15 protein-coding genes are annotated in these 19,396 nt (G+C 67.1%); 6 read left to right on the forward strand and 9 right to left on the reverse strand.

Features of this window, described 5'->3' with window-relative positions; genetic code table 11:
- Positions 1-2: 2 nt before the first annotated feature.
- Entirely contained in the window at positions 3-1,946 is a 1,944-nt protein-coding gene (locus KEG57_RS19195; RefSeq protein WP_272422500.1) for a RiPP maturation radical SAM C-methyltransferase, read from the forward strand.
- A gap of 1 nt (position 1,947) precedes the next feature.
- Here the strand turns inward: KEG57_RS19195 and KEG57_RS19200 are convergent, their stop codons facing one another.
- The 5 genes from KEG57_RS19200 to KEG57_RS19220 form a co-directional block, all read right to left on the reverse strand.
- Complete coding sequence (locus KEG57_RS19200) at positions 1,948-2,841, reverse strand: hypothetical protein (RefSeq protein ID WP_272422501.1); 894 nt, start codon at positions 2,839-2,841, stop codon at positions 1,948-1,950.
- Positions 2,838-4,742 (reverse strand): DUF2169 family type VI secretion system accessory protein, encoded by a 1,905-nt coding sequence (locus KEG57_RS19205; protein WP_272422502.1) that lies wholly within the window; start codon positions 4,740-4,742, stop codon positions 2,838-2,840. The genes KEG57_RS19200 and KEG57_RS19205 overlap by 4 nt, the downstream gene beginning before the upstream one ends.
- A 62-nt stretch (positions 4,743-4,804) precedes the next feature.
- Positions 4,805-5,740 (reverse strand): formylglycine-generating enzyme family protein, encoded by a 936-nt coding sequence (locus KEG57_RS19210; protein WP_272422503.1) that lies wholly within the window; start codon positions 5,738-5,740, stop codon positions 4,805-4,807.
- A gap of 17 nt (positions 5,741-5,757) precedes the next feature.
- Positions 5,758-6,771 carry a PEGA domain-containing protein gene (locus KEG57_RS19215; protein ID WP_272422504.1) on the reverse strand — a complete coding sequence of 338 codons (1,014 nt, stop codon included), beginning with the start codon at positions 6,769-6,771 and terminating at the stop codon, positions 5,758-5,760.
- On the reverse strand, positions 6,749-8,062 hold the full coding sequence (locus tag KEG57_RS19220) for a serine/threonine-protein kinase (RefSeq protein ID WP_272422505.1): 1,314 nt from the start codon (positions 8,060-8,062) through the stop codon (positions 6,749-6,751). Before KEG57_RS19220 ends, KEG57_RS19215 begins: the two co-directional genes overlap by 23 nt.
- Before the next feature lie 535 nt (positions 8,063-8,597).
- Between KEG57_RS19220 and KEG57_RS19225 the strand changes: the two genes are divergently transcribed.
- Together KEG57_RS19225 and KEG57_RS19230 are read left to right on the forward strand one after the other, a co-directional pair.
- Complete coding sequence (locus tag KEG57_RS19225; protein ID WP_272422506.1) at positions 8,598-8,996, forward strand: four helix bundle protein; 399 nt, start codon at positions 8,598-8,600, stop codon at positions 8,994-8,996.
- Between the two features lie 156 nt (positions 8,997-9,152).
- On the forward strand, positions 9,153-9,779 hold the full coding sequence (locus KEG57_RS19230; RefSeq protein WP_272422507.1) for an RNA polymerase sigma factor: 627 nt from the start codon (positions 9,153-9,155) through the stop codon (positions 9,777-9,779).
- A 99-nt stretch (positions 9,780-9,878) separates the two neighbouring features.
- Here KEG57_RS19230 and KEG57_RS19235 read toward each other — a convergent pair whose 3' ends face one another.
- From KEG57_RS19235 to KEG57_RS19250, 4 genes are all read right to left on the reverse strand, one after another.
- The gene (locus tag KEG57_RS19235) at positions 9,879-10,742 is read right to left on the reverse strand and encodes a hypothetical protein (protein ID WP_272422508.1); all 864 of its coding nucleotides are present in this window, start codon (positions 10,740-10,742) and stop codon (positions 9,879-9,881) included.
- Positions 10,743-10,808: 66 nt separating this feature from the next.
- Positions 10,809-11,612: a hypothetical protein gene (locus tag KEG57_RS19240; protein ID WP_272422509.1), complete on the reverse strand. Its 804-nt coding sequence runs from the start codon at positions 11,610-11,612 to the stop codon at positions 10,809-10,811.
- A 268-nt stretch (positions 11,613-11,880) separates the two neighbouring features.
- Positions 11,881-13,107, reverse strand: coding sequence for a hypothetical protein (locus KEG57_RS19245; RefSeq protein WP_272422510.1), 1,227 nt, complete (start codon positions 13,105-13,107; stop codon positions 11,881-11,883).
- Entirely contained in the window at positions 13,104-13,880 is a 777-nt protein-coding gene (locus KEG57_RS19250) for a hypothetical protein (RefSeq protein ID WP_272422511.1), read from the reverse strand. Before KEG57_RS19250 ends, KEG57_RS19245 begins: the two co-directional genes overlap by 4 nt.
- 342 nt (positions 13,881-14,222) lie before the next feature.
- Here KEG57_RS19250 and KEG57_RS19255 point away from each other — a divergent pair, with 342 nt between their 5' ends.
- The 3 genes from KEG57_RS19255 (at position 14,223) to KEG57_RS19265 (ending at position 19,396) form a co-directional block, all read left to right on the forward strand.
- Positions 14,223-14,492: a hypothetical protein gene (locus KEG57_RS19255; RefSeq protein ID WP_272458680.1), complete on the forward strand. Its 270-nt coding sequence runs from the start codon at positions 14,223-14,225 to the stop codon at positions 14,490-14,492.
- Positions 14,493-15,397: 905 nt separating this feature from the next.
- Positions 15,398-16,192, forward strand: coding sequence for a hypothetical protein (locus KEG57_RS19260; RefSeq protein ID WP_272422513.1), 795 nt, complete (start codon positions 15,398-15,400; stop codon positions 16,190-16,192).
- A 171-nt stretch (positions 16,193-16,363) separates the two neighbouring features.
- Positions 16,364-19,396, forward strand: a complete 3,033-nt coding sequence (locus KEG57_RS19265; RefSeq protein WP_272422514.1) for a PAS domain S-box protein — start codon at positions 16,364-16,366, stop codon at positions 19,394-19,396.

Raw genomic sequence — 19,396 nt, forward strand, 5'->3', positions numbered from 1 at the left:
CCATGATTCACTTGGTCCACATGCCATTCGGCTCGATCCTACGGCCTCCGCTCGCGCTGGGTTTGATCAAGGCGCAGCTTCGGCAGGCGGGGCTCGACGCCCGGGTCTTCAACCTAAATCTGGCGTTTGCCCATCAGATCGGACCCGGACGTTATGAAATGCTGGCCAGATGGAAAGGGGTGGAGCCCCAGGTCGGCGAATGGCTGTTCGCGGAATCCGTGTGGGGGCGGTTCGGTCCATCCGAGGACGTGTTTCTCGCCCAGTGCGGCGACGAGCTCGAGTCCTTGGCGGTCAAACAGCCACGAGCGTGGCTTCGGAAGATACGAGCCAAGGCGGTCCCGGTCTTCCTCGACGCCTGCGTCCAGTGGCTCCGGGAAGCCGCAGAGACGCGCGTCGTTGCCTTCGGATGCACGTTCTTCCAGACCCTGCCGGCGCTGGCCCTCGGGCGCCGCCTGAAGCAGGCGGCGCCGCACGTGAAGCTGGTCTATGGCGGCGCGTGCTTCCACGGCGAGCAGGGTGATGAGCTCATCCATAAAGCGCCCTGGATCGACGCCGTCTCGACGGGGGAGGCCGACGACATCATCGTGCCGCTGTTCCGCGCCCTCTCGAAGGGCCGTCCACCAGAGGGACTTCAGGGAATCCTCTGGCGCGACGACCAGGGGAAGATCCGATCGGGGCCGCCGGCCCGCCCGGTCGGCACGGAGGTCCTGAATACCCTGCCCGCGCCCGATTTCGACGACTTCTTCGAGGAGGCCTCGAAGGTGGGCCTCGCGCGCTCCCCAGGCTGGAAGGAGCGTGTCTTTCTGCCGTTCGAGAGCGCTCGCGGCTGCTGGTGGGGCGCCAAGAGCCATTGCACGTTCTGTGGGCTGAACGCCGAGGGGATGGTGTCTCGCCCCTTCGATCCCGGCCACGTGCGGTCGGCGCTCCAGACCCTTTCTGCGCGTTATCCGATACGGCGCATGCACGCCACCGACAACATCCTCACCATGGATGCATTCAAGGACCTCTTGCCCTGGCTCGCCGGGAGGCCGCTGGGCCCCGACGCGCGCTTCTATTATTGCGTGAAGTCCAACTTGAACCGGGCTCACGTGACGGCCCTGAAGAGCGCGGGGATCGCCTACATTCAACCCGGCATCGAGAGTCTGTCCACGGGGATCCTCCGCGCCATGCGCAAGGGGGTCACGGGTCTTCAGAATGTCTTCCTCCTCAAGATGTGCCGGGAGATGGGTATCGTGCCGTTCTGGAACCTGCTGATCCGGGTGCCGGGCGAGCGGCCCGAAGACTATGCGCAGATGGCTGAATGGATGCCCAAGCTCGTGCACCTCTGGCCGCCGCTCGGCGGAGCGCCGGCGGTGGAATGCCACCGGTATAGCCCCTATTTCCATGACACAGGGCGATGGACGGCTCAAATCCGTCCCATGGCCTGGTACCGCTTCCTGTACCCCCCGGAGCACGTGAATCTTTCCCGGGTAGCCTATTACTTCGAGGCTGATTGGAAGGAAGTCCTCCCGGAGGAGGCTCACAGGCCGGTCATCGAGGCGACCCTGGAATGGCTGCGCGCCTGGACCGAGTCCTCCGAACTGCCCGCCCTCACGAGCATGCCGGGAGCGTCAGGGGGGCTTTTCCTCGTCGATACCCGTTGCGGGCAGGCCGAGTCCCAGGTCTTGAGCTCCCTGGAGGCAAAGGTCTACCAGGCCATTGCCGAGCCGGCCTCGCCATCGAAGGTCCTCGCCCAGCTTCGATCTACGCCGGGAATGGACCTGTCCGAGGCCAGCCTGCGCGAGCTTCTCGCGCGCTTCGTACGAACGGGCGTTGCGCTCGAAGAGGATGGCTCTTTCCTCGCGCTCGCGCTTGCCCCGAACGCCGCGGCGATCCCGCTCGCCGTCCGGCAGCGCCTCGTCCGCCCAGCCGTGACGACGCGCTCCGGCGGCCGGAAAGCATCATGATTCAGACGTCGATCCCTCGTCGCCGCCACGCCTCCCTGATCCTGGGATACTCCGCCTCGTAAATGTCGAGCTGGCGCTGCACGCCAGCGAGGATCCGAGCACTCTCGGCGGAATGGTCCTGTCGAAATAGGGCGGCTATCTGTTGTTCGATCTCTGCGAGGCGATCGCACATTTGGGCGAGCTGGATCAGGTTCGTCCGTTCGCGAGGTTTGCCCTCGAAGAAGACCTGAAACTCGGTGGATATCAACGCCGCCTCGTGCTCCAGGCTGCGGAGGCGTTCGCCTAGCGGAGCCGCCGCCTGGACGCGCTCGATCTCCCGCGCCTCGTTCTGCAGCGTGCGGAGCTGAGCCCGTCCCCGCTCTCGGCAGAGAGCCACGCGAGCATCCGAGAGCGCATCGAGCTCCGGATCCTCCAATGTCGAGAGGATATCGGCCAAGCTCGCGGCAGAGCGCCGGAGCAGCCCGGCCCGGCCCGTGAGCCGCGGGCGCCCCGCGAAATGGATGCGGTAAAGGAGGAGCTGATCGTTCAACCGCGTGACCTGGGAAGCGAGCCGCGCTGCCGTGGGCTGCGCGTGGATTGCCTTGCGGATCTGCGCAAGCTCCACGGCGAACAGGGCGAGGTGGCCGCCAATGGCCGCGGCCATGCCTTCGATCCCCGCGCCACTCGCTCGCGTGGCCATGATTTCGACCTGCAAGCTGCGAAGGCGCTCCGCCATCTCCTGGAGCAGTGCCGTATCGCGAGTCACGCGGGGTTTGCCCGCGAACTTGCGCGCATAGGCGGCCAGGAGGTGGCGGGCCTCTCCCACGGGAAAACGCAGCGCCTCGGGCACGGCCCCCGGCGCCGGCATCGCGACCGGAGCCGAGAGATTGAGCGTCGGCGGCACCAGCATTCTCATGAGGCGTCAGTTCCTTCCCTCTGCAACCCTTTGAGCGCGTCTCGCACGTGTTTCCGGAGCGCCCTGTCTTGCGCCAACCTCTCGACCCAGACGCGCTCGATTCGCATGGCAGCGCCCTGCGGCAGCGAAAGCGCCGAAAGCGCCTCGGCGATCGCCCCCTGTTCCGATGCGAGCGTCAGGCGCGCATACTCGCTCGCCTGGATGGGCCCGCGCTCCTTCTCGATCTGATCGACGTACGCCGCGTCAAACCTCCTGAGCAGCCCGGGCTTTCCCTTGCTCGTCTCGGTCCGGATCGCGTCCATCCAGCGTCGCTCGAGCGCTGCCCACTCCATGGGCCCGAGGCCGTTCTCGCGGAGGATCTCCGTCGTCTCGGCGCGGTGGCATGCTATCGCTGCCGCGATTGCCGCGCACTTCTCAAGCGGGAGATCCTTGGATTCCGTGGATGACTGCGGCGGCTCAGGTAAAACCGCCGTACGCGCGACCATTTCGGACCCAGCGAGCGGCCCGATCATGGGTGGAGGCGCCGGCGCAGCGGCGGTCTGTCCTTGCTCAATCGGCGGCTCGACCGGCGTCGGTGCAGGCGGAGGGGGTGACGAGACGTGCTCGATGATCGGCGGAGACGGCGCGGCGGCTCGGAAAGGCATTACGCTACGCGTAGCCGCTGCCTCATTCTCTTCCGGGACCAGAGCAAGCGTTCCTGTGGAAGGCGCCTGCTCGCGGGGCACGGAGTTTTGCCCCAGAGCTGCACCGGTACCCGACGTCGGGGCTCCCGAGGGGACGGGTGGCGGAACAAATGGAAGGAGTGGCAGGTGCTTCGCCGCAGCGGCTGCGTCGGAGGAGAGCGCAAGCGTGGTCGTGGGCTGTGTCGCTCCCACGCAGCCAGCCCGATTCCGGCTCGGCGTGGGTTCGATTCGCGAGATACTTTCTTCGCCGGTCATCTGGACGGCTGCCACGATCCGCAACGCCGAAAGTGCCGCCTCGCTGGCAATGGGGAAGCTGCGCCGGCACACCACGGTGCAGCGCTGTTCGTCCCCGTCGATCCGCACCGTGTCCAGGTGGAGATCGAGCGGTTGGCCGTCGGGTACGCCGAATGCGGAAAGGCCGAAGACCCGCGCCGCGCCGCGCAAACCCGGGAGGCGCGTCCGGAAGCGAGGCAGCGCCGGGTGCAGACCTTCGAGTACGAGCCACTCGTCCCCGCGCAGCCAATCGATTCGCTGATCGAGCGGCGCAGCCTGGAAGTACGACCAGTTGAAGCCCTCGGGGATCTCGGCGATGGGTCCATCGAGCACGTGGCGGGGCACCGAGCCGAGCAGTCGTTTGCGGATGGGCCAGGCGCGCCCGATCGGCCCGAAGCCGGCGGGACGGTGCGGTTCGGTGGGATCGAGGATATATGGCTCCTGTTCGTCCGTGGGCGGCTCCAGGCCAAATGGGTTCTCTTGGCCGTCCATACCGCGAGTCGACCGTTCGTAGACCATGGGCATGCGCTGCAAGCCACGAGGGGCGCGGATCAGCAGCCTCTTGTCGAGTAGGAGCCGATCGTCATCGAAAATCGCGACCCGCACAGGCAAGGCTTGTACGGGGTTGCCCTCGGGCGCATACGCGTGTCCGGTGAAGAGCACATCGGCACGCGCCAGGTAGGGGGCGAGATCACTCGTGAACCGGACGCTGCGCGCCGGGTTGTTGCCGTGGTGAACGTCCGAACGCAGTATCTCCTGCGGCTCCGTTCGAGACATCGGCGCGTCCGGCGCGAAGGTGAACGTGGCTTTGGCAATGACGGTGACGTGGAGCTGGCCTTCGAAGCGCCAGGCGACGGCGGTCGACGCCGTCGTCGATTCGTGTTGTGGCTCCGGGACGGCCGGAAGATGAGCGCTGCGGAGCATGAGCGGCGGTTTCCCATCCATAAGCGTTCCAATATCCTGTCCAGCACACGTTCGGGACGGCTTTGCAGTCGACTGGCTGGCGCTCATTTTTCGCGCGCGCAGCGGAACCCGAGGAAGGCCTCGCGGCTCTCGGGTGTGAACCCGAGCTCGAAGGTGGTCGCCAGTCCCTCCGTGGAATGTGCGAAATCTCCGCCGCGGGCCTCCCGGCCATTGTCCTCGTCTTTATCGCTGAGGTTCGCGCAATCGTTGCAGGGCGTCGGATGTGTGCCGTGGTAATCCAGAAGCCACTCCGACATGCTTCCCGCCAGATCAGCGTGCCCCGATTCTCCATCGCCGGCGGGCGATCTCGATCCGACGCGCGGGATCAGGCACCCCATGTTGGTGGTATCGCAGCCATACGCGGCGAGGTCCGGGGTCGGCGTGGCCTCGCCCCACGGATAGGTCCGTTGCTCGTTGCCGTGGGCGGCCGCGTAGTTCCACTCGGCTTTCGTCGGGAGACGGGCTTCGTCCCAGGCGCAGAAGGCGAAGGCGACGTACCAGGAGACGCAATTGATGGGGAGCTCCTCGTTCGGGCCTGGTCCGTCGGTCCACGTCCGAAAATTCGGATCACAGCCCAGCGAAGCTTCGAGCTCCGCCCGATCTCTGGGCAAATGGTCGTCCCAGCCAGGATCCCACCCGCTGCCCGCGAGCCGCGGGTGGCTCCCGTGGTCCTTTTGGGGCTTGTTCTGTGGATATCCCGCGACGAACTGCCGAAATCGACCCACCGTCACCTCGAAACGATCGAGCCGAAAATCAGCGACCGTGGCGGGGAACTGAGGATCGTTGACGCGGTTGAACGTGCCGCCCAGCACGACCGCGTCCGCGCAACAGCTCTCGTCGCCGTCCGGCCCGCAGCGGGGCTCGACCCGATCACACCGCGGCAGCGAGAACACGTTTGGTTCCACGTCCGGAAAACACGCGGTCGAGGCGACCGAGAACAGGGCCGTCGCAGCAGAGAGCTCGACGACAGGAAGCCGCATTCGATCACGTCCGTGCATTAGAAGCTCCCCACGATCGTCGCGCCCGCGCCGTCGGGTGCAATCCACGGGAGCGTAATGGCCGTCCGCGTCGGCTCCTTCGCAAACCGCGATCCGGCGATCCCCACGATCGCAGCCCCGATCACGATCATCCCCGCGCTGCCCAGCCCGACGAAGAGTCCGAGATCGCGGTTTTTGCGCGCATTGTCGGCTGCGTAGTCGTACCCAGGGTTGCAATAGGTACCGCCCCGGACGTCGCGACAGTTTTCTTGCAATGCGCCGATCGCAGCCCGGTTGTCGACGAGGAATCCGATCGCCGCCCCGGAGAGCCCAATTCCGACGGCCCCGGCGACCCACGCCCAGGCGGGGACGCCACCTCCGGTCTTCCCGTCTGCTCTGGCCTCTGGTTCGGGCTCGAGCGCCAGCTCGACTGTGACGCTTTTGCCCTCCTCGAGCGTGACCGTGCGGGTCTCCGTCTTGTGGCCGGGCGCGCTCGCGCGGATCTCGTGGGGGCCCGGATCGGCGGGCAGCGGTTCGCCGAGCGCTGCAGGAAGGAGTGCCTTGCCATCGCGCTGCACTTCGAGACCCGCCGGCGCGTGCGCGACCACGACACGGAGCTTCGGCACCCGCGGCGAAAGCGCCGTGATCCCGTTGTTCGCGATTTCCTCGAGGCCTCTCCGCCGCTGCTCCCCATGGGTCTCGTGGTTCAGACCGAGGGCGCGGTGGTAGTCCTCCCAGGCCGAGGCGAGCTTGCCCTCCTGCTCGTGACACCGGGCGAGATTGAGCGCGGTGCTCGCCGAAGGGTGCAGCGCGAGGCTGGCCTCGAACTTTGGACAACCTGCGGCATAGTCGCCATTCTCGACGAGCGATCGCCCGGCCTTGAAAAGCGCCTCCGCGGCCGCCGCATCATGCGCCTTGGGTTCCTGCGCGCCCGCCCCGGAGGCGCAAACTCCGAGCCCCACAGCACACGCAAGCCCCGCGATCCGCGCTGGAACGCCGCAAACGCGGATGTCACATATGCTGGAGTAGGTCATCGGTCTTCCTCGAAGGGGCAGGAGGGGGGCGGCGGCCGGCCTTCCCTGAATGCGTCGACGTGGACGGCGGGGCCGCTGAGGCGCTCGGCGATGCGGACACAAGAGGCGTCGTGTCGAGCAGCAGCGCCGCCTCGGGCGCCGCGAGAGCGGCGCTGGGCGGCGAGGGCTCCGCTGGCGCTTTCGCCTGGGGCCCTGCGAGCACATCGGGCGGCGAAGGCGCGCGCAGCCATGCGAAGAGGCCGAGGCCAAGCACCGCTGCGGCGATGGCCGCGCCGATCGTGATCGCGGTGCGTCGGCCACGGCTCGGCAGCGGGGTGTGAGGCCGCGTCTGGGCCGACGGCGACAGCGTACCCATTTCGGGTTGGGACATGGGGATCGGGGCCGCAATCTCGATGCCGGAGCCGATGTCAGGCCCGGAGCTCCTCGATGCATGCACCCCGACGTTCCTGGCCAGGCTCGCAAACGCCTCGACGAGCTCGGCCGCGCTCTGGAAACGCTGTTTTGGATCTCGCGCAAGTGCGCGCTGGAAGAACCCATCGATCTCGGGGCCGAGGTCGGGCGCCACCTCCGAGGCGAGCGGAATGGGCGCCGTGCAGACATCCACGAGCACCTCGCCGATCTCATCGCCCGGGAAGGGGAGCCGGCCAGTGAGGCACTGGAATGCAATCACGCCGAGGGACCAGAGATCGGTGCGGTGATCGACGTGGTTGCTCCTGCGTACCTGCTCCGGGCTCATGTAACTCGGGGAGCCGAGCAGCGCGCCGGTGCGCGTCGCCTGTGCGCCTGCGATGAGCCCGGTGGACTTTGCGATCCCGAAATCGACGACCTTGACGATCTGCTCGTCGCCGAGGCGAGCGAGGAAGATGTTTCCGGGCTTGAGATCGCGGTGAATGAGGCCGAGTTCGTGCGCGCGGCGCAGAGCCTTGCCGACCTGCTCGAGGATGTCCAGGGTGGCCCGGAGCGACAGCCGGCGCTCGCGTGCGAGGCAGGCCGCGAGATCCTCCCCCTCGAGGAGCTCCATCACGATGTAGGGCGATCCGTCCTCGACACCATAATCGTGAACCTGCGCCGCATTTGGGCTCTTGAGGATGGCCGCGACCTTGGCCTCGCGCTCGAAGCGCGCGCGCAGGTCGGCGGAGGAGGCGACCTGCGGCGCCATGAACTTGATCGCGATATCCACGTCGAGTTGCAGGTGTCGAGCTACCCACACGCTGCCCATTGCGCCCCGTGCCAGCGCACGTTCGAGACGATAACGACCTGCGATGATGCTGCCTGTCGTGTGCTCGGGCACGAACCGGAAGATACTGGAGTTTTTGCGCTCCGTCCACCCGTGCAGAGCGAATCACGTCACGAAAACTTCGCAGGCGAAGGCGTTGAGAATGCAGCATTCACACGTCCAGGGCGTCGTGCCCAATCCCGATCGCGCTCGACGGTGCACGTTTGTTCTGGACATATATGTCCTCCAGCAGTGCGATCGTTGCCCGAAATGCCTGGACGACCCGCAAACCGCGAGACGATTCCATTTTCGTGGAGCGCCCGCTCGGCGATGGCCACGAGCGGCTCGAGTCCAAACGGCTTGGCAAAGGACGAGCCTCGCTCGCCAATTGCGGCAGGCAAGAGACCCTCCGTAATGGCGAATGACGCTTGATCAATCCTTTCTGCGGCGACGCGTATCATAATGCCCCCGCAAATACCGCGGGATCCCGGTGGTGTGGTGCCGCGGTAGCACCCGAATCCGCTTCCCGCACCCGCAGGCGCAGACGTGCAGCCCCTTCGCGTTCTCAACCTCCGCCCACGCTGAACACACCTCCGGCTGATGCCACCGGATGAACCGCGGGATCCCCACGCAGTGGTGCCACGGCTTCACCACGACCCGCCCCCCGCACCCGCAGGCGCACCTGTACCCCTTCGCATTTTCAGCCTTCGCCCAGGCCTCCGCCGCACCCGCGGGCGTGGGCCGCGTGGACAACTTCACCGTTCCATCTAACACGAGAGGCCGTGTCGCCGTTTGGCGAAAGGTCAACATTGCAGAGGGAATGGGCAACCACGCCGGTACGAAGCGGCAGCGCTACGCCTCCGCCCTCGGCTCGGCACGGGAGGTGCTGGCATGCGTCCAGGTCGCCCAGGCCATGCGTTATATCGGTAGCGTCGATGGGCGCGCGCTCGACCGAATGGACCGCGTCATCGCCACCCTCGGACGCCTCGTCTACCGCCGCGCATCCTGAACCAGCAGGGTGGGCCGCCCTCTGCACGGGCGGCCCACCCTTTCCGCCTGGATCACGGCCCCCATTGCGGTGCTCCTCGTCCCATTCCCTATGGATCGCAGGTTCTCCCCCGACGAACCAATCTTCACCTTTCGTGATTGCCTTCCCCCACGATTCATGAGACAAAAGCAAGCGACGCCAGCCGGTGCTTCCAACACCGACCGGCGTCTGACCTGCAAACCCCGAGCTAACCGGAGTTCACAAGCTGTGACCAATCTAGACGTCTGCCCTGAATCCGCCAAAAAACCGGTAACCTTTCCCTCCCCGGAGGCATCCTTCGAGCGGTTTTACCGCGAATCCTGGGGCTTCGTTCGTTCTGTCCTCCTCAAGCGTGGCGTCCCGGAGCGGGAAGCGGACGACCTCACGCAGGAGGTCTTCGTGGTCGCGTGGCGACAGCGTGACTCCATGGTTTGGGACAGGCAGGCGCGAGCGTGGCTCTACACGGTCGCCGGTTATATCGCCGCGAACCATTGCAAGCTTGCGCGGCACCGGACGGAGGCGTTCGTCGCCGAGCTGCCCGAGCCCGCGGTCCATCCGCAGGTGACGCAGGCCATGGACGCGACCCGCCTCCTCTGGAGGGCCCTCCCAAAGCTCGGCGAAAAGCTCGCCCCCGTGCTGATCGCCTACGAAATCGAAGGCCGCTCGATGCCGGAGATTGCCCGCGCGCTCGGGATCCGCCTGAAGACCGCCTACGCCCGCCTGCAACTGGCCCGCAACCGCCTCGCGCACTGCGCCCCCGTCTGACGCTCCCGCTCCCGCTCCCGCTCCCGCTCCCGCTCCCAAACCCGCTACCGCTACCGCTCCCGTGCGTCGAGGCTTGTTGAGCCGCGGACGCTTGCGCCTTCACTTGGCCTGTACAATGGGCTTTCGCTTGAAGGGGTCGATACCACTTGGCTTCGGCTCCTCGGGAAGCTCGGGCGAGCCGGGCCAGGTAATGCCGGCTTTCTGAAGGCGCCGTTGAGCGAAAAGCAGGTCCTCTGGACCGAGCGGCTTGGGAAACAGCGTCGCGAGCTCGTCGGCCGTGAATTCCGTGGGACCCTGCATCCGCCGATCGACCACCGTGTCGATGAGCGCGTGAATGGGTGCGTCCCTCGTGCGGGCGCGCTCTGCTGCGTGCGCGGCAAGTTCTCCGAGTACCCAGAATGGTAGCCGACCGTTTTGGAGCATGCCCCATGGGACAAGTCGCATGACGCCAAGCAAGGTAGGGGCGTCGAACATGGAGCCCCCGACGCGATCGCCGTGCAGCCAGAAGCCAACCCCGGCCAACCTTTCCGAATACATTTTCTTATTGGGTAACTTTCCATTGTACAAATCGCTGAACGTGTCGAGCATGCTGGCGGCCATCTGAAATGCTGGCTCCAGCTCAGCGGGAAGCCCTGGCACAGCCCCGCGCACATCCTCTGGGCCACCCGTCACCGTGTCAGGCGTCAGGCCGAAGTGAGCAATCGGGCCAAACCCAAGCTCGTACGCGAGACCAACGACGCCTGCTTCGGTCCACGCCACGACGTCGTACGCTCCGCATCCGTCGCGGGTCATGAAGGCGCCACGCTGGACGTCGCCTGTCCACTCCGAGATGTCGCAAACCGGGTACGCCGGGCCATTCGGGAGCGTGGCGAGGATGGCTTCCACGTAAGCGCGCAACGCGGCGCGCACGATGGCATCTCGGTCGAACACGAGGCGTCCGCGGGGATGGTTGCGCGTGACCATGAGGCCTCGACTAGGCCACGTGGGTCTCGGCGTCAACGTGCTCGTCGCACGCGTCCGGCTGCCGCGTCAGGGCGTGTACGCCGGCGCGGCGTTGAGCCGTTTCACCTCCTCGGCCGGCGGGTTTTTATTTAAAAGCCAGTTGTTCAGCGCCCGCGATATGACCGCAGCGTTCTTCGTCGAGTTCGTGCCCCACGGGCAACTGCGCTTGTCCTTCATCGGCACGACGTGGTGCACCTCCGGGTACGTCGCGACGGGATCCTCTGGATCCGGGAGGACAAGCGGCTCCTCGCATATCACCGACTCGCACTTCTCATTCGTGCAAGGCCACTTGAAGCCCGCGAGATCGGAGTGGATCTCGCCCACGCCCGCGTCGCCCTTGTGCGCGTTACGGTTGACCTGGAGAATATAGTTCCTCTGGCTGAGGGCATCCCCGCTCTCGTCAACCATGCCGCTGAAGCATTTGTTGAACGGCTGCGCGAGTCCGAGGGTTGGCGGCTCGGACAAATTGCGGTACGGACCATTGACCTCCACCAGCACGCCGTCGACCTCGACGAGCGGCGTCTGCCTCGGCGCGGGTTCATGGCTGATGACGATGTGGATCGCGGGGTCCGGCCCGACCTGGCGAAAGTAGTTCTCCGTGCCGGCGATGGGCTCGCACGCCGGGTAGTTCTTGTCGTAGGGCGCCGCTCCGAAGACCTCTGCGACCCGCACGCCCTCGTCGCACGCTTCCTGCGGGGTCTTGTAGAAACAGTTGAACGTGGGGGTGGGGCCCTCGGACATGTAACAAGCGTCGCCGAACGCGGCGATGTACTTCGCGCGCAGCGCGAGGTCCATGCTCGGATTGCCGAGGAGCGGGATGCGATAACGCATGCACGGCTCGGGCATCGTTGCCGCACATCCGGTCGACGTGTCGGTCGGGATGTCGGGTGGAGCCGGGCACGCCTTGAGAGGCCCCGGATCGGGAGGTGATCCGCACGCACCCATCATCCCTACCGCACCAAAACCCAACCCCAGCACGCCCAGCATGACCGAGCGGAGTCTCGTCATTGCTTGCATGGTGTACTGAGTCGCACGTGCATCGGCTCGGCGGCAACGGAAAACCAGCCAGGGGGCTCACGATGCGCCCGGGAACCGAGCGTCACATGATGGTGACCGGGTCGGCGGGAGCCGGCGGGAGCCGCCGGAGCGGTACACAATCAGATTCCACTTGCCGCTCCCGCTCCCGCTTCCGCTCCCGCTTCCTCTCCCGGTCCCTCCCGAATCCGAAGCCCACCGCCGAGCCGACTCGCTCCTCTGTGGTGTGGTCAGATCCTTCCCCCCCGGGCAAACACAGGAGCTTCCCCGTCACCGCCTCGCAGAGGTCGAGCGCCGGCCCCGCATACGGCAGGAACCCGATCGCAATGCGCGATGATGCATGCACCAGCGTCTGCATCACCTCCGCATAGTCCCCAAAGTGGTCTCCGACGTCGGGCACCTCGACCCACGGCACCTCCGACGACGTCAGCGAATACTCCCACGGATCATCCGGCGAAAACCCGGCCGCCCGCGCCTCGCCCGTCACCAGATCCGCCACCGCGTCCGCCTGCGCGCCGAAATGTTCGAGCAGGCTCGCGAGCTCGTCCTTCAAATCCTGAACGCTCTTCTTCAGGTCGGAAAGAAGCTGCACCAGCGCTTCCCGCGTGGCCTCGTCGACCACGTCTCCGTACCGCTCCAAAATCGCGTCGAGGTCCACCTCGCTGATCTCGTCGAGCGGCCGGGACACGAGATCATGCAGCTCCGTATCGAGCTGCTGGAGCAGGTCGAGCCTCTCCGCGAGGTTCGCGGCCTTCGCCGCGTTCTCGATGAGCCATTTCCGCTCGGCCGCGATCTCGACCTCCAGGTTCGCGATGTCCCGCGCGAGGGGCGGATTGATCTCCGAAAGCGAGAGACCGACCTGCGTACTGCCGCTGAAGGCCGTCCCGTCACGCCGGACGTTGAACAGCGGCTTTTGGATACCGAGCGGGATCGAGACGAGGGTCACGAAGTTCTGCTGGTGAACGCAGGTATCGTTGCCCATGGCGTTCTGGGTGCCGAAGGTGAATTCGTTCGTGCCCATGCGGAGGAGCACGGAGTTGGACGGGGCCTCCGCCACGTTGCTCTTCGGGCCGTTCGGGATCGAAACGTAGGCCCCCGGAACCTCGAAGGTCGCGAGCGGCATCCGGTTCGCGTGGAAATAGTCGCCCCCGGGGATACCGAGGCGGGCGTCCTCGCAAGAGTTGCTCTCCTGGAGCATCTCCCAGTGAACGCTGTACGGCGTCCCCGCCCGCGCATGCGCGGGCGTCATCAGCACGAGCACGACGATCCAGAAAACAAGCAAGCGATTCATGTCCCCTCCGCGCCGCGCAAAGCGGCGTCGTGCAAAACGGCAGCCCCCTTCACATCGCCCGCCGCGAGCTTCGCTGCCGCCACATCGAGCAACGCGCCGCCCACGCCTTGCGCCTTCATCGTCGAGAGCCCGGTCTGGATGAGCTCCGGCAGGGTGGTCGCGCGGTACGTCGCCGCCGTCTTGAAATGCGGACGCATCTCCGCGCAGCCGGCCTCACGCCACGACGACGAGGGCAACTCGCAGAGCGGGCGCATCTGCAAGAAGGCCGTGACCTCGTCGTATCGCTTCGCGAGGTACGGGAGCGATAGCTTCACGCCTTGGGGCGGCGCCTGCTCGAACGCGAGCACATGCGCCTCCGCGCTCTCGTGAAACGTCGCCTCCGCCTTCGCAATCTTCGCCTCCGCGACCGTGTCCCGCACGGCTTGGCTCTCGTCGAGCAATTGCAGCGCTTGCCTCCGCATCGTGATCCCGAAGAGGAGCGACATCGCCGCCCGGTCGCTCCTGGCAATACGTCGATCGACATACCCGAGCATCGCGTGGATCGAGCGCTGCGCCCCGGAGGTCATGTCCGGGCTCTGCACGCCATGCGTGACCATGAAATCCGCGTGCGGCGTGAGCGCCTCTTGCGATGTGACCTCGAATTGGGTGATCTCCGCGGAGAGCGTCATCGCCCGCAGCACCATCTCTTGCGGCCCTGCGCTCGCGCCATGCGCCGCTTCGAAGCTCGCTTGCTCGCCCCCTGTCGACGCCGGAGAGGGCGGCCTTCGATGCATCCACCTCCTTGGTCGCGCGGCGAGTACACGAACCTTGACTCGGCTTGCTCACATGGCGAACATGACCACCATGAGATTCATTCGTGCCACCATACTCGTCACGGCCTTCGCCTCGATGGTCCCTGCTTGCACGACTGACCCCACCGAAGCGGATCGCGACCCATGCGCTAGGAAGGCCGGAGCTTGTCACAACGCTTGCTACAAGGCCGACATGGGAGAGAAGTGCCACGCTTGCTGTGACGACAACGGCTCGTCGTGCGCCAACGATGGTGGTTATCGTTTTTACTCGTGTCCCGACAAAGAATAGCCGCAATGAGAGACCCGGCCATCGGGGCGCTGTCCATGATGATTCGACGTTCAGTGGTATTTGCGGGGCTCGTCCTCGTGCTCGGCGCGGGCTGCAGCACGCGCGAAAAGCCCAAGGGCCGTTTCGACGGGATCGATGGTGGATTCACGCCGCGTAAAGAGTGCAACGTGCCGTCGATGAACTGCTACAATGGTTGCTTCCGACGAAATGAAGGCCCCATTTGCACGGGCTGCTGTTACGACCAGCGGTTCCTCTGCGACACGCAGCAGCCCCACTCCTTCGAGTCCTGCGGCGGTACGCAATAGCCATACGCTCACATGACGAACGCCGCGACGAGGTAATCCCCTCGTCCCATCTGGAATCCCCTCCTGCGATGAGCTGTGGCCCATCTATCAGGAGGACGAACGGGTCCGGCAAGACAAATCACGGTGTGCGCGGACGTTGTCAGTCCGGGGTCGAGCCCCGTGCCGCGTGGCCTTGCCCCTGCCCCCTCCCGGGTCGAACCCCCTCTGCCGACCCTCGCCCCCACCCCATTCCTCGCGGGGCCCCCAGCCGCGACGCCCGCGCCCCTCGTCGTGCCTCGCCCGGGCCTCGACTCGCCTGGCTACCACCCACCCCATTTCCTTCTCGATCGCGGACAAAGGTGGACCTGCCCCACCCATCTTCCGACACGCACCTGGCATCGGGTGCTCGCCCCCCGAAAAAGCGCCATCTCGAACCCGAAAACGGCGGACCTTCGCCCTCGAAAGACGCCATCCGAACCTCGATCGCGGCGGCATGGGCCCCCTTCGTTCGGGCCTCGAACCCCGACAGCGACGGGGTGCTGCCTCCTCGGCCCAAAGTCGCCACAGAAAATGGGCGGAGGGCACCCTGCCCGCACCCGGTCGGTGTCGCCAAACGGGAGGGTGTAACCCGCCTTGGCCCGGGGTCCGGCGACGCGAGGCGTGACCCTCACCCACTTTTGCCCGCGCTCGTGTTCCAAATGCGGACCCTCGAGGCCACCCGGGCCCACGTCCGAGGCCCGCGAGGCGAGACCTCCACCCACCACGCCCCCGGTGCGACCTCCACGCTTCGAGCTCCCAGCCCTCCCGCGCTCGGGATGGTGTCGGGACCACGAATCTCCCTTGCCTTCCGGGTCGACGTCGATGCAACCTGCCGTCCACACCACGTCCAACCCGCAGGGGGGCCGACGTGTCCGAGGACTGCCTGCATGGAACCTTTTCTCGACGCCCTGTTCCGCCTCTACACGTTCTCGACCGGTCGGCGGCTCTTCGCCCTGCACCAGGTGCGAAAGCTCGCCCTGGCTTCTGGACTCACGGACCTCGTGGTGCACACGGGCAACGCGATCGCCTATGACACGGACACACGCGCGCTGGAGGCGCGATGGGCTGGTCGAAAGCAATCGACGTTTTCGCCCGAAGCCAAGCAGCTCGATATCTACGTCGACGCCGCCCTCGGCGCCCTCCGCGACGGCGCCGATGCGCAGATTCGCGCCTGCGCGCCGGGCGATCCGATAGCCGACGCGGCGCTGAAGATGCTCGACGTCCTGTTCCCGAAGGGCGTGGGCGCCATCACGACGCTCGGCTTCGTGGACGAGCTGGCCGAGGTGAACCGCATTCTGGAGCGGGTGAACGAGCCCGATTACAAGGCTCTCGTGACGGAGCTCGGTCTCACGCGGCAGGTGGCGCGGCTCATGACCCTCGAAGGGCAATACCGCGCCGCCATCGAGGGCCCCGGCGGGACCTTGACCTACGCCACGGTGAAGGACGCGCGCACGAAGGGGCAATCCCTCATGCTTCAGGCCGTGGCCATGATCCTCGGCAAGTATCCCTCGGACAGCGAGGCGGATCGGAAGGCGCGCGGCGCGCTCCTTTCGCCCATTCTCGTTCAGAACGAGGCGATCCGGCGCTACCTGCGCGACCGCAAGCCCATCGAGGACGTGAACCCGGAGACGGGCGAGATCGAGCAGACGCCACCGGCGCAGGACGCGACGCAAACCCCCTGACAGTCCGCCCTGGCCGCACGACGCCGCGTTCTCCGGCCCGTTCGGGTTTTGCGATCCGAAGGGCGATCCTCTGCCTTTTACCGCGATCCCCAGGCCGCTCGTTTGTGAAGCGCGCGCCAGCATCGACCGCGCCCTTGCGCGCGCCGCGCCACGCGCGAGATAGTTTCGGTCTTGCCGAGCCTTCTCCCCGCCTCGATCCTCGGACGCACCTCGCCCGTGCGCGCTTTGCTCGAAGCCGAGCTCCGCGCCGCCGGCTTCGACGTGCTCCCGAACGAGGATCCGGGCACGCTCGGCGACCCGTCCCTCGTCGTCGTCCTCGACCTCGAAGGCGACGCCCCCCGAACCGCCCTCGACGCTTGCCGCACGACCCGCGCGCGCCTCGACGCCGCTGCCCTCGCGGTCGCAACCGATCGCGACGATGACGCCCACCTCCGCACGCTCGTCGACGCCGGCGCCGACGAGCTCTTCGTCCTCCCGCACGACGCGCCACGCCTCGGTCCGCGCCTCGCCGCGATCCGCCGCCGCGTCGAGACGACCCGACGCATCCTCGACGACAAGCGCGACATCGAGCGCCGCCACGAGTACCTCTACGAGCACGCGCCGATCATCCTGCACTCGATCGACGCCGAAGGCCGCCTCGTGAGCGTCAGCGACGGATGGCTCGACGCGCTCGGTTACGAGCGCGCCGAGGTCCTCGGCCGCCGCTCCGTCGACTTCATGACCGAGGCCTCCCGAGAGCTCGCCCTCGCGCGGATCCCCGAGCTCTTCCAGCGCGGCGTCGGCCAAGGCAGCCGATACGAGTTCGTGCGCAAGGACGGCAGTCTCCTCGAGGTGGTGATGACCGCGCTCGTCGAGCGCGACGCCGCGGGCAAGAGCCTCCGCACCTTCGCCGTCTCGACCGACCTCCGCGAGGTCCGCGAGGTCGAGCGGGCCCTCGCGCGGGCCAACGACGAGCTCCACACCCTGCTCGCCGCGTTCCCCGACAACATCTTCCGCGTCGCCGAAGACGGCACCGTGCTCGAAGCGCACTTCGGCCGGCGACAGCGGCGCCGCAGCGTCGAATCGCTCCCCGCGCTCGTCGGCAAGAACCTCACCGAGATCCTGCAGCCGCTGCGGGCGCCGGAGGTCCTCGACGCCATCAAGAAGGTCCGCGGGACGACCGACGTCGTCTCGCTCGAATACGAGACGCTGGGCACCGACGGAGCCCCCATGTTCCGTGAAGTCCGCGTCGCCGCCCTGCCCCGCGGCGAGGCGCTGATCCTGAGCCGCGACGTGACGGAGCTCCGCCACTCGGAGGCCCTCCTCCGCGAGAACGAGACGCGCCTGCGCGCGCTGCTCGACAACGCCCCCGTGGTCCTCTGGGCCGTCGATCGCGAGGGCATCATCACCTTCGCCGAAGGCAAGGGTCTCGCGCACCTCGGCTTCCGGCCAGGCGAGCTCATCGGCACCTCGGCCTTCAACCTCCCGACGGTTCCCGGCAGTAGTTTGCCGCAGGTGCGCGAGCCCCTCGCGGGACGGGCCTACATGGGCGAGGTCGCGATCGGCCGTGTCTGGTTCGAGCACGTCTCCTGGCCCCTCCGCGACGCCTCGGGCGAAGTGACGGGCGCGCTCGGCGTCTCCACCGACATCACCGAGCGTCGCCGCGTCGAGCTCGCGCTGCGCGAGAGCGAGCGGCTCGCGCAGGCCGTCTTCGAGAACGCCCCCGTCGGCATCCAGATCTTCGGCCCCGACGGCACCTCCGTGCAGATGAACGAGGCGCACCGCAACCAGCTCGGCCTGCCCAGCAAGACCTACGGCGTCGGCGTCTTCAACGCCCTCACCGATCCTCTCCACGTGAGCACCGGCATGGACCAATGCTTCGCGCGCGCCTACGCGGGCGAGGTCGTCGAGATCCACGGCCAGGACGTGAACCTCGACATCTACGGCAACACCTGGAGCAGCTCGCGCGCGCGCCTCGTCTTCGACACCATCCTCTTCCCCATCCGCGACGGCGCCGAGACGCGCGCCGTCGTCGCCTTCTGCCGCGACGTCACCGAGCGCAGGCACGCCGAGGCGCGCCTGCTCCTCGCCGATCGGCTCACCTCCCTCGGCACCATGGCCGCCGGCGTCGCCCACGAGATCAACAACCCCCTCTCGTTCGTCCTCGCGAACCTGGAGTTCGTCGCGGAGGCCCTGCGCGCCGCGCCTCCCGACGCCGACACGTACGAGGCCGCGACCCAAGCCCTCGACGAGGCCCTCGAAGGCGCCAAGCGCATGCGCGCCATCGTGCGCGACATGGGCACGTTTTCCCGCGCCGACGGCGATGCCGCCGAGCGCGGCCCCATCGACGTGCATGCCGTCCTCGACAAGTCCATCCGCATGACCCACCACGCCCTGCGCCACCGCACCCGCGTCACGCGCGCGTTCGGCGACGTGCCCCAGGTCATCGGCAACGAGGCGCGGCTCGGCCAGGTCTTCGTCAACCTCCTCGCCAACGCCGCGCAGGCCATGCCCGATCGCCCCGAGTCGGAGAACGAGATCCGCCTCGTCACCCGATCGATCGACGGCCGCGTCCTCGTCGAGGTCGTCGACAACGGCGTCGGCATCCCGCCCGACCGCCTCACGCGCATCTTCGATCCGTTCTTCACGACGAAGCCCGTCGGCGAGGGCATGGGCCTCGGCCTCTCGGTTTGTCACAGCATCGTCACGTCCTTCGGCGGCGAGCTCCTCGTCGAGAGCACGCCTGGCACGGGCTCGATCTTCCGCGTGATCCTCCGGCCCGCCGAGCTCACACCTCGCTCGCGCAGGGGCCTCCGCCCCTCGGGGCGCGGCGACAGGCCTCGTGTCCTCTTCGTCGACGACGAGCCCTACGTCTGCACCGCCGTACGCCGCATCCTCGGCCGCGACATGGATCTCGTCTGCGCCTGCGGCTCCGAGGAGGCGCTCGGGCTCGTCCGCGCGGGCGAACGTTTCGACGTCGTCCTCTGTGATCTCATGATGCCCGGCACGAGCGGCGTCGCGCTCTACGCCTCCCTGCTCGAGCTCGATCCCGCGCTCGAGTGCCGCGTGGGTTTCTTGACGGGCGGCGCGTGCACCGACGAAGTCCGGTCGTTCGTGGGCGACGTCGGCGATCGGCTCCTCTTCAAACCGTTCGAGGCTGAAAGCTTTCGCGCGCTGGTCTCCGCGCTCGCCTCGGGCAGCATGCCTCCGAGGAGGGTGGGCTAG

The sequence above is a fragment of the Polyangium jinanense genome, from assembly GCF_028435365.1.

Bases quoted from the DNA above. Each gene is read 5' to 3' on its own strand.
- KEG57_RS19195 (WP_272422500.1), top strand. From the start codon at position 3: ATGATTCACTTGGTCCACATGCCATTCGGCTCGATCCTACGGCCTCCG.
- KEG57_RS19200 (WP_272422501.1), bottom strand. From the start codon at position 2,841: ATGAGAATGCTGGTGCCGCCGACGCTCAATCTCTCGGCTCCGGTCGCG.
- KEG57_RS19205 (WP_272422502.1), bottom strand. From the start codon at position 4,742: ATGGATGGGAAACCGCCGCTCATGCTCCGCAGCGCTCATCTTCCGGCC.
- KEG57_RS19210 (WP_272422503.1), bottom strand. From the start codon at position 5,740: ATGCGGCTTCCTGTCGTCGAGCTCTCTGCTGCGACGGCCCTGTTCTCG.
- KEG57_RS19215 (WP_272422504.1), bottom strand. From the start codon at position 6,771: ATGACCTACTCCAGCATATGTGACATCCGCGTTTGCGGCGTTCCAGCG.
- KEG57_RS19225 (WP_272422506.1), top strand. From the start codon at position 8,598: ATGAACCGCGGGATCCCCACGCAGTGGTGCCACGGCTTCACCACGACC.
- KEG57_RS19230 (WP_272422507.1), top strand. From the start codon at position 9,153: ATGAGACAAAAGCAAGCGACGCCAGCCGGTGCTTCCAACACCGACCGG.
- KEG57_RS19235 (WP_272422508.1), bottom strand. From the start codon at position 10,742: ATGGTCACGCGCAACCATCCCCGCGGACGCCTCGTGTTCGACCGAGAT.
- KEG57_RS19240 (WP_272422509.1), bottom strand. From the start codon at position 11,612: ATGCGTTATCGCATCCCGCTCCTCGGCAATCCGAGCATGGACCTCGCG.
- KEG57_RS19245 (WP_272422510.1), bottom strand. From the start codon at position 13,107: ATGAATCGCTTGCTTGTTTTCTGGATCGTCGTGCTCGTGCTGATGACG.
- KEG57_RS19250 (WP_272422511.1), bottom strand. From the start codon at position 13,880: ATGCATCGAAGGCCGCCCTCTCCGGCGTCGACAGGGGGCGAGCAAGCG.
- KEG57_RS19255 (WP_272458680.1), top strand. From the start codon at position 14,223: ATGATGATTCGACGTTCAGTGGTATTTGCGGGGCTCGTCCTCGTGCTC.
- KEG57_RS19260 (WP_272422513.1), top strand. From the start codon at position 15,398: ATGGAACCTTTTCTCGACGCCCTGTTCCGCCTCTACACGTTCTCGACC.